At 71.5% G+C, this 15916-nt stretch carries 13 protein-coding genes; 4 read left to right on the top strand and 9 right to left on the bottom strand.

Annotated features, from left to right (window positions below; all coding sequences use genetic code 11):
* Positions 1 to 3: 3 nt before the first annotated feature.
* The 5 genes from fxsT to ACZ6A9_RS16900 all read right to left on the bottom strand — a co-directional run bounded on the left by fxsT (position 4) and on the right by ACZ6A9_RS16900 (position 8672).
* Positions 4 to 3927, bottom strand: coding sequence for an FxSxx-COOH system tetratricopeptide repeat protein (gene fxsT / locus ACZ6A9_RS16920; protein ID WP_468985534.1), 3924 nt, complete (start codon positions 3925 to 3927; stop codon positions 4 to 6).
* The gene (locus ACZ6A9_RS16915; protein ID WP_468985532.1) at positions 3924 to 5249 is read right to left on the bottom strand and encodes a TIR-like protein FxsC; all 1326 of its coding nucleotides are present in this window, start codon (positions 5247 to 5249) and stop codon (positions 3924 to 3926) included. The genes fxsT and ACZ6A9_RS16915 overlap by 4 nt, the downstream gene beginning before the upstream one ends.
* A gap of 38 nt (positions 5250 to 5287) precedes the next feature.
* A complete protein-coding gene (locus ACZ6A9_RS16910; protein WP_468985773.1) occupies positions 5288 to 6052 on the bottom strand; it encodes an AAC(3) family N-acetyltransferase in 765 nt (254 codons plus the stop codon).
* A 58-nt stretch (positions 6053 to 6110) separates the two neighbouring features.
* A complete protein-coding gene (gene fxsBH, locus ACZ6A9_RS16905; protein ID WP_468985529.1) occupies positions 6111 to 8312 on the bottom strand; it encodes a radical SAM/SPASM protein FxsBH, inactivated beta-hydroxylase extension form in 2202 nt (733 codons plus the stop codon).
* Between the two features lie 186 nt (positions 8313 to 8498).
* Positions 8499 to 8672 (bottom strand): hypothetical protein, encoded by a 174-nt coding sequence (locus ACZ6A9_RS16900; protein WP_468985526.1) that lies wholly within the window; start codon positions 8670 to 8672, stop codon positions 8499 to 8501.
* A gap of 212 nt (positions 8673 to 8884) precedes the next feature.
* Here ACZ6A9_RS16900 and ACZ6A9_RS16895 point away from each other — a divergent pair, with 212 nt between their 5' ends.
* Complete coding sequence (locus tag ACZ6A9_RS16895) at positions 8885 to 9799, top strand: DUF4231 domain-containing protein (RefSeq protein WP_468985524.1); 915 nt, start codon at positions 8885 to 8887, stop codon at positions 9797 to 9799.
* Between the two features lie 27 nt (positions 9800 to 9826).
* Here ACZ6A9_RS16895 and ACZ6A9_RS16890 read toward each other — a convergent pair whose 3' ends face one another.
* Both ACZ6A9_RS16890 and ACZ6A9_RS16885 read right to left on the bottom strand, forming a co-directional pair.
* Positions 9827 to 10303 (bottom strand): hypothetical protein, encoded by a 477-nt coding sequence (locus ACZ6A9_RS16890; protein ID WP_468985521.1) that lies wholly within the window; start codon positions 10301 to 10303, stop codon positions 9827 to 9829.
* Between the two features lie 628 nt (positions 10304 to 10931).
* On the bottom strand, positions 10932 to 11462 hold the full coding sequence (locus ACZ6A9_RS16885) for a hypothetical protein (RefSeq protein WP_468985519.1): 531 nt from the start codon (positions 11460 to 11462) through the stop codon (positions 10932 to 10934).
* 235 nt (positions 11463 to 11697) lie between these two features.
* Between ACZ6A9_RS16885 and ACZ6A9_RS16880 the strand changes: the two genes are divergently transcribed.
* Positions 11698 to 11814, top strand: coding sequence for a hypothetical protein (locus tag ACZ6A9_RS16880; RefSeq protein WP_468985770.1), 117 nt, complete (start codon positions 11698 to 11700; stop codon positions 11812 to 11814).
* Between the two features lie 143 nt (positions 11815 to 11957).
* Here the strand turns inward: ACZ6A9_RS16880 and ACZ6A9_RS16875 are convergent, their stop codons facing one another.
* Positions 11958 to 12815, bottom strand: a complete 858-nt coding sequence (locus ACZ6A9_RS16875) for an alpha/beta fold hydrolase (protein WP_468985517.1) — start codon at positions 12813 to 12815, stop codon at positions 11958 to 11960.
* Positions 12816 to 12923: 108 nt separating this feature from the next.
* Here ACZ6A9_RS16875 and ACZ6A9_RS16870 point away from each other — a divergent pair, with 108 nt between their 5' ends.
* On the top strand, positions 12924 to 13526 hold the full coding sequence (locus tag ACZ6A9_RS16870; RefSeq protein ID WP_468985514.1) for a TetR/AcrR family transcriptional regulator: 603 nt from the start codon (positions 12924 to 12926) through the stop codon (positions 13524 to 13526).
* 52 nt (positions 13527 to 13578) lie between these two features.
* Here ACZ6A9_RS16870 and ACZ6A9_RS16865 read toward each other — a convergent pair whose 3' ends face one another.
* The gene (locus ACZ6A9_RS16865; protein WP_468985512.1) at positions 13579 to 15162 is read right to left on the bottom strand and encodes an MFS transporter; all 1584 of its coding nucleotides are present in this window, start codon (positions 15160 to 15162) and stop codon (positions 13579 to 13581) included.
* A 115-nt stretch (positions 15163 to 15277) separates the two neighbouring features.
* On the opposite strand from ACZ6A9_RS16865, the gene ACZ6A9_RS16860 reads away from it, so the two are divergent.
* On the top strand, positions 15278 to 15877 hold the full coding sequence (locus tag ACZ6A9_RS16860) for a helix-turn-helix domain-containing protein (protein ID WP_468985509.1): 600 nt from the start codon (positions 15278 to 15280) through the stop codon (positions 15875 to 15877).
* Positions 15878 to 15916: the final 39 nt, after the last annotated feature.

The following is a 15916-nucleotide window of genomic DNA, read 5'->3' as shown; positions in this document are numbered from 1 at the left end:
GCGTCACACCGCCAGCGGCTCCAGATCCCGGTAGATGCGCTGCTCGCGGACGACGAGCCGGGTGATGCCGTTGTCCTCGCCGAGCAGCCGCCGCAGCTCGGTGAGCGCCTCGTCCCGCAGCAGCCGCCCCTCGGCCTCGCGGCCCAGCGACCGCAGCGTGAGGGAGTGGTTGGCGGCCACGGCCAGGCTCTCCGGGTGATGATGCCCCAGGACGACGCGCAGCGCCGCCAGCTCCCGCTCCTCACGGACCCGCGCCTCGTCCACACGGCCTTGTGAATAGAGGACGTTGGAGTAGTTCACGCCGGCGAACAGGGTGTGCGGGTGATCCTCCCCGAGCACGTCCGTCATCCTCGACAGCACCTTGAGGAACACGGTCTCGGCCTCCTCCAGGTCGCCGCAGCCCCAGTGGAAGATGCCGAGGTTGTTCAACGCGGCCTGGGTGTACGGATGGGCCTCGCCCGGCACCTTCATGTACTCGGCGAGCGCCTCCAGGGCCACGTCGCGCGCGGCCTCCCGCTCGTCCGCCGCGAACAGGTCGGCCGCCATGTTCAGGTCGCAGGCCAGCGAGTCCGGTGTCGGCGCCTCGTACTGCGCCCGGTACTGGGTCCGGGTGGCCGCGGTCAGCCGGTGGGCGTCCTCCAGCTGGCCGTCCCGGCGCAGCGACACCGCCAGCGACTTGGCGCAGCGCAGCGTGCCGGGGAACTCCTTGCCCAGGATGCGCTTGTGGGCGTCGTAGGCCCTCGCCAGCGTCGTCACCGACTCCGCGTACCGGCCCACCTCCCTCAGGTCACGTCCCAGGCGCTCCGCGGAGGCCAGCGTGTAGGGGTGGTCGGGTCCCAGGACGTCCATGCGCCGGTCCAGGGTGTCCTGGTCGATCCTGCGGGCGTCGCCGTACTTGCCCACCATGCGCAGGGCGAGGGCGAGGTTGTTGGCCGCGCTGAGGGTGCGCCGGTGCGACTCGTGGAAGATCTGGCCGAAGCCGCCGTGCGCCCGCTCGGCGAGCTCCACCGCCCTGCGGTACTCGCCCAGCGCGGCGAGGTCACTGGCGAGGGAGGACATGGTGACGTAGGTGTGCGGGTGCGACGGGCCGAGGACCCTGGTCTGCCGTTCCAGCAGCTCTTCGTCGATGGCCCGCGCCTCCACGTAACGCCCCTGCGACCGCAGGACGTTGGCGAGCTGACAGCGCAGGTAGAGGTACTGGATGTCGTCCTCGCCCAGGGTCGGCAGCCAGTGCTGGAGCAGGTCCTCCGCGAGCCGTTTGGCGGCGGGGAAGTCGCCGCGCTTCCACAGGTAGCGGACGCGGTCGATGAGCAGCCTGCGGGTCTCGGGGGCCTCGCTGCTGCGGGCGTCGGAGGCGGCCAGGTGCGGCCAGATGAGGGCGAACCGGGGCCAGGTCTCGGGGTCGTCGATGGGTTCGTCACCGTCGGGCCGTACACCCGCCAGGACGGTGTGCACGACCTTGCGGGCCTCGCGTTGTTCCTCATCCGACATCTGGGAACGGATCACGGCCTGCACCAGACGGTGCACCTGGATGCTGCCGGTCTTCTGGTCGACCTTGGCGAGCGCGAAACGGCCGATCTCGCGCACGATCTTGCCGAGGAGCAGGCTCTCCTGGAGGGAGGCGTCGTAGGGTTTGAGCGCCTCCATCATCTCTTTGCGGTAGAGCAGTTTCGCGGAGATCGGCTCCGGGCCGAGGAAGGCGCACAGCTGGAGCAGCCGGACCGCGGCGCGTGAGCGTTCCTCCATCCGGGCGATCGACACGTTCCAGGTGGCGGCGACCGTCTCGGGGTAGTCGGAGGGCTGGTTGAGGGCGAGCACCTCGGTGGTCTGCCGGGCCAGCTGCCGCAGGTAGTCCTCGATCGGGGTGGCCGTCTCGGCCAGCCACGCAGCCGCCTGCTCGACCGCCAGCGGCAGGTCGCCGACGGCCTCCGCCACCCGCTCGGCGTCCTCGGCGGCCAGTCCCCCGTCCTTGCGCCGGGTCAGGTGCTCGACGCTCTCCTCGCGCAGGAACACGTCGATCTGTTCGGACGCGCCGTGCTGCGACCAGGCCTGGTTGCGGGAGGTGACGAGGATGTGCCCGCTGCCGCCGCGGGGGAAGTACGGGGCGAGCCCGGCCGGGTCGTCGGCGTTGTCGAAGACCAGGATCCAGCGTTTGGTGGGCAGTCCGCGCGACAGCCGTTGCACGGTCTCCTGGCAGGCCAGCGTGATGTCCTCGCCGCCGGGCACGCCGATGCGGGCACCCAGTTCGGCGAGGGAGGCGACGACGTCGTCGATGTGCTCGGCGGACGTCCACCACACCAGGTCGTAGTCGGCCATGAACCGGTGCACGTACTCGATGGCGAGCTGGGACTTGCCCACTCCGCCCAGTCCGAACAGTGCTTCGGGCTGCGGCGGTCCGGGGGTGCCGCCGAGCTGGTCACGGATCCGTTCCAGGATCACGTTGCGTCCGGTGAACGTGGTGTTGCGCTGCGGAGCGTTCCAGATCGCCGGTGTGTTGCCGGGGAAGCGGGGCGCGGTGGGCGTGGACTCGACAGTGAGCGAGGGCAGTTCGAGGGCGCGCAGCAGGACGGTCACGCATTCCGCCTCGTCGAGCCGGTGCAGGTCGACGAACGCCTCCGGGAGGCGTTGGACCTCGTCCACCCGCAGCGCCATCACCGGGGGGTGCGCGGCGTGCGCGGAGGGGTCGGTGAGGGTGCGCCAGACGGAGTCGGCGTAGCGGGACTTCTCGAAGACCTTCGACAACAGCACCAGGGTGCGGGTGGCGGGGCTCGCGGGTTCGGCCGGCCCGGTGGAGATGTCGTGCAGGGTGACCTCGCAGCCGGCCCGCCTGAGCAGGTACCTGACCCAGTCGGCCCAGGTGCGGTTCTCCGCTGCGTACGTCACCAGGAAGCCGGCGGCGCCGGCCGCCGGCCGACGCCGGAGGTAGGCGTCACGGCAGCGCAGCCGCACCGCCTCGGGGATCGGTGCGAGGGAGGTGACTTCGCGGTCGGAGATGACGGCGGTCAGCCGTTCGAAGGCGGACAGCAGGGAGTTGGCGATCCCGCTCTCGTCACCGACCGTGGCGAGGGTCTCCTCGTAGGCGTAGTAGGGCCGGTAGGGAATCTCCACGTTGCCCCAGTAGGCGCTGCTCTCCTGGGCGGACAGTTCCTGCCCGTCGGGCCCTTTGGGCAGTCCCTCGAACCGCATGCGGGCCAGGGCCCGTCCCGCGTCGACCTTCTCCTTCTCGCCCTCGTCGATGCGCATGGGCACCGGCAGCACCCGGATGCGGCGCGGACGGTAGCCGTCCTCGATGGAACGGGCCACGGCCGCGGCGCCCTCCAGGGCCTGATCGCTCAGTGTGAAGCAGTCCACCAGTACGTCCGGCATCTGCATGGTGCAGATGTCCGCGTTGTCCGATAATCCGGTGCGGCTGTCGATCAGGACGTAGTCGTAGGTCGCCTTCATGTCGGCACGCAGTGCGTTGAGGAACTTGCCGCCGCCCAGACGTTCGTAGAAGTTGTCCCACTCGAAGGAGGTGACCGTCGTCGAGTACGCCCGGTCCTGGCGGCCCGCGGAGAGGAAGTCCAGTGAACCGCCGTCCGGGAAGCGCAGGTCGAAGCGTTCGGGGCGGATGGACAGGGCGTGCTGTTCGACGTGGGCGTAGGGAAGGTGCCAGTCGTCGGGCCGCTCGTGCGTGCCGGTGGTCGCGGCCCAGGCGTAGTCCTCGATGATGTTGATGACACCGGGGGTGGCCGCCAGGGCCTTGAGGTCGAGGAAGGGGTGGAAGAAGCGGTGCAGGCCGGGGGCTTCGAGATCCCAGTCGACGGCCAGGACGCGCTTGCCGCCGGCGGCCAGGATCCAGGCCGTGTTGGCCAGGGCCATGGTGCGTCCGGTGCCGCCCTTGTACGAGTAGAAGGTGATGATGCGTCCATCCCGCGCGGCCGTCATTCTTCTCCTTCGTCGTCGGGTCCGCCTGCCGGGTCCGGCGGCTGGAGGGGCCCCGTCAGCCGGGGTCTGGGGACGTGGGGGCCGGGTGGCGGGTGGGCCTCGGCGTGTTTGAGGTACTGCCGGGTGGTGTGTGCCACGACGGCCGGGAGCACGTCGGTGAAGGCCTTCAGGGTGGGGACGCCGTTGACCGCGATGCGGGTGTCGGTGCGTCTGCCGCGTTCGAGGGTCTGGGGCAGGGTCCGCTCGAGTTCGGCGGTCAGCCGTCTGCCCTCGTCGCCGTGGCACTGCAGGTCGGCCCGGTTCCACGGCACGATGGCGCTGATCCAGGGCAGCGAGGCGCGGTCGAACGCCTCGAGACGGTCCCGCCGGCCGTCGTCGGTCAGCGCCCAGCGGTCCACCAGGAGGATGCCGGGACGGCCCGCCGCCTTGCCCTCCCGGGCCGCCCCGGCCCCTCCCGGAAGGTGGGTGTCCTCGTCGTCGAAGGAGGAGACGGTGATCCGGTAGTCCAGCGAGCGGATCAGCTCCCGGGCGAGCGCGGGCAGCGGCCGCGTCGACTCGGAGTGGTAGGGGTTCCAGTCCTGTGGATCGTCACCGTACGGGCCGGTGTCCCGGTACTCCGGGATGGTGTCCCGGGTGGGGGCGGCCACCGTGAGGTGGATGCGCCGGGGTCCTTCGCCGCGTGGCCGGAAGGCGCTCGGCGTGTGCTCGTAGTCCCGGGGTCTGCTGGCCGGCAGCGGGGTCTGCTCGGCGACCTGGACGATCCGCTGGGCGAGGCTGAGCACGGTCTCCTCGTACTCGTCCCGCAACCGGCTGAGTTTGATCAGCCCGTAGATTCCGTTGGTCGCGTACCGCTCGCCGAAGGTGGCGTGGTCGAGGTGCAGGTGCCTTACGGAGTCGGGCAGTTGGGCGTAGTCGACGCGCGTCCACAGGGCAGGGACGATGGCGGAGATCTCCCGTCCGTCGACGGCCTTGACCCGAACCTGGCGCTCATGGAAGGCATACCATTCCCTGCCGCACATCTCGCTGGTGAAGTAGCGCGGGGAGAGCAGCGGCACGAACACCCGGCAGCGGGCGAGGTTCTCGCTGAGCTTCTGCGGCCAGCCGTCGCCGGAGCTCATGTCCCGGTCCATGAATCCGGCGAGCGCCCCGGCGGGCAGGTCGGTGAGGGCCATGATGTGGTTGCACAGGTCCCGGTAGAGGACGTGCACCCAGTGGTCGGGATCGCCGCCGCCCGGGCCCACGCGCGGTGTGTGGGCGTAGCTGAGGAAGAAATAGGGCTGGTCGTCCGAAGCCCTGTCCCGTTCCCTTTCGGGTACGTCCAACCCGTCCCCCACCCGTTGTCGCACCCGCGCCCGCGCGGTCACCCGACCGGAGTCAACAATGTGCCCGACGACCACCCCGTGCGGACCGTGTGTTTCACGCCAATCGTCGAACGGATCGTGGGCAGTTGACTTGTCGCCTCGTCGACGACGGGCCGCATCCGGAACAGCAGGACCGTTCGTCCCGACCATTCCCGCCGTACGAGGAGATCACTCGGAAGCCGCTGTCCGACCTCCGCGAAGTCGCTGTCGTCCAGGGCGGCGTCCTCGTACGAGATCCAGTTGCCCCGTTCCCCGACGACGCACCGGTAGGTGCGGTGGGGTGGCGGTGGTGTCATCCGGTACTCGGCGAGGTGGAGTGCGCTGCACACCTCGAACCCCACGCGCAGCAGCAGGACTTGTGCGTCCGCCTCGTACAGACGGGCCAGTGGGGAGCGCTCGCCGAGGTGACAGTGAGGATGGTGCCCGTCGAGAAGTTCCGCCGCCCGGGGCCCCAGTCCGGCCAGCGAGGTCTGCGGGTGGGCGCTGCGGACGGCACCGGGTGTGGTCCGTACGCACTCGGCGAGGGCGCCCATCGTCGGGCAGGGGGTGGTGGCCGGCCTGAAGGGGAGCATGTCCTCCCGGAAGGCGCGCGCCTGTTCCTCGTCCAGGCCCGCCACGAGGGCTCGGTGGGCGCGCGAGGTCCTGGAGTTCTCCGGGGTGAAGGCGGGCACGATCAGGGTGCCGTGGGGACCGAGCGCCCCGAGCAGTGCGTCACGCACCCGCTCGGGGGCCGTACCGGTGCCCCGGAGCGAGGCGTGCACCATGAGGACGCCTCCGCGGCGGATGCCCAGTGCGCCGAGGGCCGCGTGGAGTCCGCCGGCCTCAGGCACCACACCCGTCCCTCCGTGCGGCCCACTCGGCGCGCAGTTCGGCCACCAGGGCGGCCCCGGTTCCGGTCAGGTCGCGGGCCGCCGGTCCGGACAGCTCGGTGAAGGCCCGCTCCGCCCGCTCCCCGGCCGCTGCCGCCCCGGGTGTTCCGCTCGCGTGCCGGGTGGTGTCGTCGAGCGCCTCGACGGCTTCGGTGATCAGGTGCCCGGCCGGGGTGCCCGGAACGTTGAGGTCCGTCACCCGCCGCAGGCCGGCGAGCCGGGCTCGTCGGCCGAGCAGCGGCAACGCGACGGCGATGTGCGCGGGTTGAGCATCGACGGCCACACCCAGGGCGCCGTATCCATCGGTGTCGAGCCGCACTCCGGCGCCGGCGGCGAGGGGGGTGACGGCGTCGGCGCGCAGCGCGTCGCGGTCGCCCGGCCGTCCTGGCTCGCGCTCGGCGAGGATCCGGTGGGCAGTGCGCAGACGCTCCCCGAACGCGGTCAGGGCGGACGGCTCCAGCGGATCGGTGACGGCGGCGCCGAAACGGGTGCGCCAGGGGTCGGCGTCGTCGACGAGCAGCGGCCCGGGGGCCTTCACGTCGACGAAGGCGGACGGCCGCCATCGGGGTGCGTGTCGCTCCTCGTCCACCGTGAGGTCGGTGCCGCCGGGCGTGCGGACGGTGAACTGCCGTCCGTGGACGGTGACGTCGACGTGACCGGGGGCGGTGAGGGACAGGGTGCCGAGCGTCGGGAGGTGCAGTGTGGTGTCCCGCTGGTCCCAGGACAGGCGCAGGGGTACACGGGCGTGAACGGCGGTGGCGACCGCGGCGGCGGCGACGCGGGCGATGAGAGCGTCGTCGGACGGGGCGTGCCTCAGCGAGGCGCGCAGGTGGCTGTTGGACATGACCCGGTCGAGGGCGACGGCGCTCCCCTCGTCGGCGTCCAGCCGGAGCAGGGCCTGCCAGGCCCCGTCCCAGTCCGTGCGTCCGGCCAGCCGTTCACCGGTGTGGACGAGCAGTTCGCGGTCCTGTCCGAGCTGGGCGAAGCGCAGCTCGGTCGCGTCCCTGACGCCCGGGAACAGGGCGCGTTCGGTGATCCGCTCCGCGATGCCCTCGACCAGGGCACGCAGATCGGCACAGAAGACCGACGGATTGTCGAACATCCGCTCACTGCTGTACCGGTGCGCGTAGAGGCCGCCTCCGCAGGACGTGACGACCGGGCAGCGCCTGCACGCTGCGGCGACGCCTTGGAGGCCGAGCCTGCGGGCCTGGACGCCCGGGTGGCCGGAGAACTCGTCGAAGCCGTGCCGGAAGACATCGTATCCGGTGGCGGGGGCGCCGTCGTAGGCGGCCTTCAGCGAGTCGGCCTGCTCGAAGGCGCCGTCCGTCTCCACGACGGCCAGGTCGGAGGGCGCCAGTCCCATGGCCTCGGTCAGGCTGGGGCCGCCGCGCAGTGTGCTCAGCACCGAGTCGAAGGTCCTGACGGGTACCTTCCGGCCCTGCTCCTGCCAGCGGTCGAAGACCGCCAGCAGCCAGTCGGCGTACGGGACCGGGGAGTCGGAGCCGGGCGAGCCGGCGGGTGGCGGGTTGTCCCAGGTGGAGTGGGGCAGGAGGTAGTCGATCCGAGGGGGGTCCAGCGCGGTGAGCGCGTCGTGGACGGCTACGGGGTCGTTGGCGACGTCCACGGTGCACAACAGGCCGCCGAACAGGTGCTGGTATGCGGGAGTCCGCAGCAGGCCGATGGCGCGCAGGACCCGCTCGTGGCTGCTGCGGCCGCGGCGGTCGAGGCGGTGCCGGTCGTTGGCGACACGGTCGCCGTCGAGTGAGATGCCCACCCGGACGTCGAATTCCCTGAACACGTCCAGGTGACGTCTGCCCAGTTGTAAGCCGTTGGTGTGAATGCGCAGATCCAGCGCGGTGACCGCGCCCACGGTGGCGCTGAGTTCGGAGCAGATGGCGTGGATCCGGGCAGGGCCCGCGAGCAGGGGTTCACCACCGTGGAGGATCACGGTGACCGAGTCCAGAGCGTGTAACCGGGCGTAATCCGCGAGCCTTCGGGCGGTCTGTGCGACCGTTTCCTCGGCGATGACCACGGGCCGTGCTTTCCAGCTCTGGTCCGCGTGCTCATATACGTAGCAGTGATCGCACGCCAGATCACAGCGGCTGTGAATTTTGAGTACCAGTTGCCGGAGCGGAGTGCCCGCGGGGTCTCTCATTTACGACAGACTATCGCGAGCCGTCAGTCTCTCTCCAATTCCCGTCGATTCTCCTGCCCCGTGATGTCGAGGGGACGGGATTTCCGGCGGGTTGGAGGGCGAACGGGTCGCGTCCGGTGGCTGCCGGTCGTGACCCGCCGTACGTCGTGTGGATCCCGAGCGCCCGGTCCGAGTGCCGCGCGGGTCTCAGAGCGCCGAGTCGAACGTCACCGGTTTCGCGGGGCGGCGACCGCCGGCCTCCCCGACTCGGGCCGCCGTTCTGGCGGCGTCACGCGGGTCGATCGCCGCGAGCGGGGTGAGCCGTCGACGCCGCGCGGGTCCGGGGACCGGTCCTCGCTCGGCGAACATTTGTGCGTTCATCGTGCTGATGTCTCCTTCCATGGACACCGGCTTGTCCCCGGTCCAAAGGGGACCAGAGGTCCGGTGCCATGGCGGTTTCGGACTGCTGCGAAGGGGACAGCGCGGGCTAAGGCGGACCCTACCCCAGGCATGTGTCCACAGGATGGCCTCGCGGGCCGTTCGCGGTCATACTCTGAACCCTCAGAGGTGGGCGACGACTTCGGGGGTGGTCGATGAGCGCCGCTGTTCCCGGTCCCAGCACCACATTGACCGAGCGGGATCTTCCTCCGCTGTTCCGGTCAAGTGATCAATGGGCGATCGCCCGTCAGAGTGAGTCCTTCCGCGCCGTGCGCACACAACTGGTCGTCCTGCTGACCGCCACCGCCGCCGCGATGCTGGCCGAACGTCTCGACAGCCGCATCCCGGCGGCGGTAGCCGCGGCGCTGTACGCGCTCAGCATCGTCCTGGGTCTGCGCATCGCGCGGCGCCGCTCCCGCAGTCATTGGCAGGCGCACCGGGCCGTGGCCGAGTTGCTGAAATCGCTCGCCTGGCAGTACATGGTGCACGGTGGCCCCTTCCACTCCCGGGTACCCAACCCCGAAGCGCTGTTCGAGGAACGTCTGGAGGCGCGACTGCGGGAGCTGCGCAAGGTCGGCTGGCAGGACTCCCGGGGCGGGGGCGGCTCCCGGGGTGCCCGGCAGATCACCCCGGCCATGCGGGCGGTCCGGGCCAAGCCCTTCACGGTGCGCCGGGACATCTACCTCCGCGACCGGCTCCTGGAGCAGCAGGCCTGGTACAGGCTCCGGGCCGGCCAGGCCCACCGGGCCGCCGCGCGCTGGTCGTCCATCACCGCGCTGCTGACCCTGCTCGCCCTGGCCGCGGCCGTGCTGCGGGCCGCCGGTCTGATCGACGACTGGGATCTGACCGGTCTGCTCAGTACCGCCGCGGCGACGGGCGTGGCCTGGCAGGAGGTGCGGCGGCACCGGCCGCTCACGTACGCGCACTCGCTCGTCGAACAGGACCTGGACACGCTGAGGGTCGCGATGACCACCACGGTGACGGAGGACGGCTGGGCGGAGGCGGTGGCCGAGGCGGAGCGGCTGGTGTCTCCTCAGCACTCGGACTGGCTGGGCACGTTCGGCCGTTGACGGCGCCCGGCCCGGGTCGACGCCGTGTCAGTCGCGCGGCACGCCCGGTTCCCACAGCACCGTCACGGGCACGCCGGTGCGCCGGGCGTACGCCACCACGTCCCCGGTGCCGCCGGGGCCTCGGGCCGGACGGCCGTCCCAGACGGCGACCAGCCGGTCGGCGTGGTCGACGATCCAGCGGCCCGCCGCGGAGTACGCCTCCTCGTGCGTCGGCTCGGTCGGAAGCTGCACCCGTCCGGTGCAGGACCCCAGGATGCGTCGGTAGGAGGTCCGGGCGGTGGCGTCGCCGAGGTGCGCCTCGTAGTCCATGCCGGGGATCACCGCCGTCACCGGGACGCCGCTGGCCAGCGCGATGTCGGCGAACAACTGGTCGGCACCGGCAGCGAGACTGGTGAGCGCCTCCAGGATGCCGTCGTCCCGCAGCAGTCGGCGCATGCCGGAGCGTACGGAGGGTTCCACGGCGGCCGGAATCGACCGGTGTCCGGTGACACCGATGCGGGTCACGCCGGTACGGAGGGTGCGCTGCTCCGCGGGGTGCGGCCCGTGCGCGGTCGTCGTCCGAGCCGCGGAGCCGGTTCCCTCCACGACAAGCCCCTTCCCGCTCGCTGTCCGTGACCACCACCTTAGCGCCGGGTGACACGCGTACGCAGGGGCCCCGTGGCCGGCTCGAACGGAGTCGGCGGCTCTCCCCCGAGAGGGCCGCGTGAGGGGAAGAGTCCGTCGCGCCCCCGGGAGACGAGCCGCTGTCGGCTGGGCAGCAGTCGGCGCATGCCGCTGCCCGCGCTCCGCGATGCGTGCGCACGCCGTGCCGAGGGGAGCATGTCGTGCCCGGGAACCACCGGCCGTTCGGTCGCGCCGGTCAGTATGGTCCCGTGGACCATGTACGGTGCGGGCTCGCGGCGAACCCGCTCTCCCTCTTCGAGGAAGCGGCCGCGGCCGATCCGTCGCTGCCGCGGACCGTGATGGCGGGGCTGGTCCGGAGCGGGGCGGCACGTGGAGCGACGCCGCCCGTTCCTGAACGCGGCCACGGGTGGCGGTGAGCCGTTCGGGGGCCGCGAGCGGTAAGGCGTCGCGCGCCGCGCCGGAGCACGGTGCCGCCGGGCCGCGCACTGAGCCGGGTCGGTCGACGCGGTTACTTGATCAGAGCATTGGCTCCGATGATGACCAGACCGATGACCATGTCTCCGGTTCCGGCCCGGACGGAGGCCGGCCAGCCGCGGCCCGCGCGACGCGCCGTCCATGCTCCGCCGACCGCGAGAACCAGGGTGTTGAACAGCAGCGCGACGTCCACGGCGTCGCTCTCCGTCCACCAGGAGGGCACGGCGGTCAGCAGGAACACGACGGTGGGGACGGCCGCGGCGACGACCGGCCACTCCGCGAACATGGCGCGCAGTCCCACCCGGAGACCGCTTCCGTCCGCCGACATCCGGTGGGCGAGGACGTGTGCGTAGCCGTGGGCGGCCGCGGCGGCGACGGCGGTGAACAGGACCCATAGCGCGTCCGATCCCGGGTCGGTCTGCTCGTCCGGGGAGTCGAGGGCGGCTGCCAGCGCACTGGCCAGGACGAGTCCGTAGACGCCGCTGAGCAGTCGTGGTTCCGGCAGGTTTCGGGCCGTTGCCCGCGGGGTGGCCGGCTGGGGGTTACGGGCGGCGGGGTCGTGCATCGCTGCGGCCTCCGGGGGCGGACAGGGGCAAGCGGTACGGCAGCGTGCCGGGTGATCGGGGTCCGACCGCGTGGGTGAGCCGTGTTCCTCACTCCAGTTCTGTGACTCGCGGCGGCAACGGCCAATCCTGGAGCCTGCTCCATTCGCCTGACCTGCGGGAAGACGGACGAATCGCGGTGCCGGGCATCCCACGGAACAATGAAGCATCTGCCGATTGCCGCTTCGACCGCAGGCCATGCGTGGTCTCGCGGCCGATGTCACAAGGGAGACGCCCATGTCCTCGAAGAGGCGCCGGAAGAAGAAGGCGCGGCGCAAGCACCCGTCGAACCACGGGAAGCGGCCGCAGTCCTGAGCGCGGTCCCGGTATCCGGGACGGTACGCGGGGCGCGCCCGCCGGCGGCGGTGATGTCGTCGGCGGGCGCGCCCCGTCCGCGCGGTGCCTCAGCGGTCTGTGCCTCGAGTCGGACGAGGACGAGGCCGTCTCCTGATCCGGCGTCAGGCCGGCTGGTGCACGTCCGGGTCACGGGCGGTGAGGAAGTTCCTGATCTCCTCGACGACGCGTTCGGGGGCGTCCTCCATGAGGAAGTGACCGGCGTCGGGGACGGTGACCAGGGTCGCGTCGGGGATGGCGCCGCTGAGCCGCTTCGCGTAGTGGAGGGGCTGCCACTGGTCCTTCTCGCCCCACAGGATGCGCACGGGCATGGTCAGGTGTTCCAGTCGGCCACTGATCTCCTCGGTGTACTTCGCGTCGTAGTGGCGCACCTGGTGCTCGAAGAAGGAGACCCGCCCGAGGGGAGAGGAGTGGGGTGCCAGGTACGCCTGGAGGACGTCGCCGGTCATGCGTGACGCGTCGGTGACGGTCATGGTGAGCTGGCGGGTCAGCATGTCGTCGAAGGCGTCCTGGGACACGCTCATGAAGTCGTCGAGGTTCTCGTCGATGATCCGCCGCCAGGTCGGGGAGGGCCACGAGTCGTAGCTCACCGGGTCGATGAGCAACAGCCCGCGCACGCGCCCGGGGTGGGCCACGGCGAAGCGCAGGCCGATGGCTCCGCCGATGTCGTGCGCGACGATGTCGGCCCGGTCGATGTCCAGCGCGTCGAGGAGGTGCTCCAGGAGGACGGTCTGGGCGGCGACCGACGTGTCGCGGTCCACCGGCCGCTCGGAGAGGCCGTACCCCAGCAGGTCGTAGGCGATGGTCCGGAAGCCTGCCGCCTCGATGCGGGGCACGATGTCGCGCCACTCGTAGGCGTGCGAGGGCGTGCCGTGAAGGAAGATCACGGGCGGGCCATCGCCCCGGTCCCGGTAGGCGAGGCGTACCCCGTCGACGACGAGGTGGTCGGTGAGGAGGGTCATGGGCGCTCCTGTGCGGTGCGGTACGGCTCGGAAGGACACGGTCGGGTTCGGCGCGGTAGCCCCACTACACTAGGTAGATCAGTCTACCTAGTCGACTCGGGGTGTGTGATGGGTGAAGGAGAGCGGCCACCGGCCGCCGCAAGGCGGCGGCCGGCCCGGGAGCGTGTCCTCGCCGCGGCGGCGCTGCGGTTCTACGCCGACGGGATCACCGCGACGGGCATCGACACCATCACCGGCGAGGCCGGTGTGGCGAAGATGAGCCTGTACAACAACTTCTCCTCCAAGGCCGATCTCGTCCTGTCCTACCTGGACGTCCGGCACCAGGAATGGCTGACGCGCTACCGTGCTCGGCTCGAGGGGGCCGAGGGCCCTCGGGACGGCGCGCTGGCCGTGTTCGACACCTATATCGACAGCGCCGAATCGTCCCGTGAGGGAGCCTTCCGCGGGTGCGGACTGCTCAATGCCGCCGCGGAGCTGCCCGTCGGGGACGAGGGAAGGGCACGGGTGCGCCGGCACAAGGAGGAGGTCGAGCGTCTGCTCGCCTCTCACGTCGACGCGTTGCTGCCCGGGCGTCCCGACGCCGCTCGCGACACGGCGGAGCACCTGGCCTTCCTCCTGGAGGGCGCCATGGTGCGTGCCGGGCTGGAGGGCGACAGCGGTCGTCTGCGGCACGCCCGTCTCATGGCGGCCCGTGTGCTGGAGCAGTACTGACGGAGCGGGCTCCCGCGCCGGCTGCCGTGCCGTGGTGCGCGGGCACCGGGTCTCAGCGGCCCGCGGTCGTGCCGCCGTCGCCGTGCGGCACCGGCACGGTGGCCCCCGGGCCGCGCAGGGCGATGAAGGCGAACAGGGCGGTCATGACGGCGACGCCCACCCACATGGCCTGCTGCCAGCCCTCGACGAAGGACTGCTGGGCGGCGTGGATCAGCTCCGGCGCGTGGGAGCCGCTGCCGGGTGCCGTCTCGACGGCGCCCGCGATCCCTCCCCGGGCGGCGTCCGCCACGTCGGCGGGGACACCGTCGAGCCTGCCGTCGAGGGAGTCGCGGTAGCCGGCCGACAGGAGCGCGCCGAGCAGGGCGACGCCGAGCGCGGTGCCGAACTCGCGGGTGACGTCATTGAGCGCGGACGCCACGCCCTGCTTCGCGCTCGGCAGGGACGCGGTGATGGCCTCGGTGGAAGGGGTCATCGACAGACCCATGCCGATCCCCATGAGGAGCATGCCGGGCAGGATCGTCGGGTAACCGCCGTCCGCGGAGACGAACAGGGCCATGAGCGCGAGACCGGCGGCGCCCAGCGCCACGCCCACCAGCGTCGTCGGCCGGGAGCCGATGCCCGCGGCCATCCTGGGCGCCAGGCCGGACATCAGCATCATCATCACCGCCATGGGCATCAGGGCCAGCGTGGCCAGCAGCCCGGACCAGCCGAGCACCGCCTGGAGGAAGGGGAACAGGACCACGGCGATACCCGCCTGGACGCCGAAGACCACCAGCAGGGTGACCGAACCGTCGGCCAGGCCGCGCTCCCGGAACAGCCGCACGTCCAGGAGGGATGCGTCACGGCGGTGCAGTTCCCAGGCGACGAAGCCGGCGGCGGCGGTGAGACCGCCGGCGAGTCCGGCCAGGGTCGACGGGGCGGTCCAGCCGTTCTCCGGCCTTTCCTGGAGGGCGAAGATGAGACCGACCACAGCGACGGCGGAGACCAGCGCACCGACGGTGTCGAAGGGACGGGCGGAGCCCTCGCGCGAGTCGGGGACCGACTTCAGGGTCATCGCCAGGGCCACGGCTGCCAGGACCACGGGGAGGAGAAACAGCCACCGCCAGTCCGCGACATCGACCAGCAGGGCGGAGAGGAACATCCCCAGGATGCCGCCGCCCCCGGCCACACCGGTCCACACGCCGATCGCCTTGCCGCGCTGCTCCTCGGGGAAGGTGGAGGTGATGACGGCCAGGGTGATCGGCATGATCATGGCGGCACCGATGCCACTGGCGACGCGCGCGATCAGCATCACCTCGGCGGTCGGGGCGAGTCCGGCCGCGACGCCGGCGACACCGAAGAGTGCCAGACCGGCGAGCAGCACGGGCTTGCGGCCCAGCCGGTCACCGATCGCGCCGAGCGGCATCAGCAGGGCCGCAAGGGTCAGGGTGTAGACGTTGATGATCCACAGGACCGTGCCGTGCGACACGTCGAACTCGACGGCCAGGTGGGTCTGGGCGACGTTCAGCCCGGACACCGAGGCGATGACGGCCATCAGGGCCACCGATACCGCGACGAGGACGGCGCGGAGCCGGCGTGCGTCCGGTGCACCTGTGTCAGGGACGCGGGCCTGGGGTGCGGGTCGGTTCGTGCTCATGGGTTCTCCTGCGGGAACGCGGAAGCGGAAGGACGGGCGTGAGGGCTCGGAAGCGGCCCCGACCGGTACGGGGGCTGTGCAGGAACGTAAGCGCGATTTGCCAGGCAGGCATATGATGTTGCGCATGACGCAAAATGATGGGGAGCTGGACAGCCTCGTGCGCAAACGCATCCGTGCCCTGCGGGTCGCCCAGGGCTGGTCGCTGGAGGAACTGGCTTCGCGCGCCAACGTCAGCCAGTCGACGCTCAGCCGGATCGAGAACGGGCAGCGGCGTCTCGCGCTGGATCAGTTGGTCACTCTCGCCCGAGCCCTGGACACGACGTTGGACCAGCTCGTGGAGACCGCCACGGACGACGTCGTCACCAGCCCGATGATCGACGCCGCCCACGGGCTGATGCGGTGGCCGGTGAAGGGCGATCCGGGCATGACCGTCGTACGCCAGCGCATGACCGCGCCGCCGCCGGACAACCCGGCCCGCATGCGTGCCCACCCGGGCCGCGAATGGCTGGTCGTCCTGTCCGGGACCGCGGTGCTCATGCTCGGGCACAAGCGCTTCCGTGTGGAGACGAACCAGGCCGCCGAGTTCCCCACCATGCTTCCGCACGCCATCGGTGCCGAGGGCGGCCCCTGCGAGATCCTGGGCATCTTCGACCGCGACGCCCGACGCGGCCATCAGCGCGACGGTGCCGCGGGCACCGGCGCGTCCGCTTCCTGATCCGTCACGCCGTGCGACCGGTGCGGGCCGGCGGACGGC

The sequence above is a fragment of the Streptomyces sp. NPDC041124 genome (assembly GCF_055592385.1).
The sequence above is the reverse complement of the archived record's forward strand: the minus strand, read 5'-3'. Positions and strand labels throughout refer to the sequence as shown.

Excerpts from the sequence above, each read along its gene's own strand:
- ACZ6A9_RS16910 (WP_468985773.1), bottom strand. The coding sequence starts at position 6,052 with ATGGTGCACGCCTCGCTCCGGGGCACCGGTACGGCCCCCGAGCGGGTG.
- ACZ6A9_RS16880 (WP_468985770.1), top strand. The coding sequence starts at position 11,698 with ATGCGTGGTCTCGCGGCCGATGTCACAAGGGAGACGCCCATGTCCTCG.
- ACZ6A9_RS16875 (WP_468985517.1), bottom strand. The coding sequence starts at position 12,815 with ATGACCCTCCTCACCGACCACCTCGTCGTCGACGGGGTACGCCTCGCC.
- fxsBH (WP_468985529.1), bottom strand. The coding sequence starts at position 8,312 with ATGAGAGACCCCGCGGGCACTCCGCTCCGGCAACTGGTACTCAAAATT.
- fxsT (WP_468985534.1), bottom strand. The coding sequence starts at position 3,927 with ATGACGGCCGCGCGGGATGGACGCATCATCACCTTCTACTCGTACAAG.
- ACZ6A9_RS16860 (WP_468985509.1), top strand. The coding sequence starts at position 15,278 with ATGTTGCGCATGACGCAAAATGATGGGGAGCTGGACAGCCTCGTGCGC.
- ACZ6A9_RS16885 (WP_468985519.1), bottom strand. The coding sequence starts at position 11,462 with ATGCACGACCCCGCCGCCCGTAACCCCCAGCCGGCCACCCCGCGGGCA.
- ACZ6A9_RS16870 (WP_468985514.1), top strand. The coding sequence starts at position 12,924 with ATGGGTGAAGGAGAGCGGCCACCGGCCGCCGCAAGGCGGCGGCCGGCC.
- ACZ6A9_RS16865 (WP_468985512.1), bottom strand. The coding sequence starts at position 15,162 with ATGAGCACGAACCGACCCGCACCCCAGGCCCGCGTCCCTGACACAGGT.
- ACZ6A9_RS16895 (WP_468985524.1), top strand. The coding sequence starts at position 8,885 with ATGAGCGCCGCTGTTCCCGGTCCCAGCACCACATTGACCGAGCGGGAT.
- ACZ6A9_RS16900 (WP_468985526.1), bottom strand. The coding sequence starts at position 8,672 with ATGAACGCACAAATGTTCGCCGAGCGAGGACCGGTCCCCGGACCCGCG.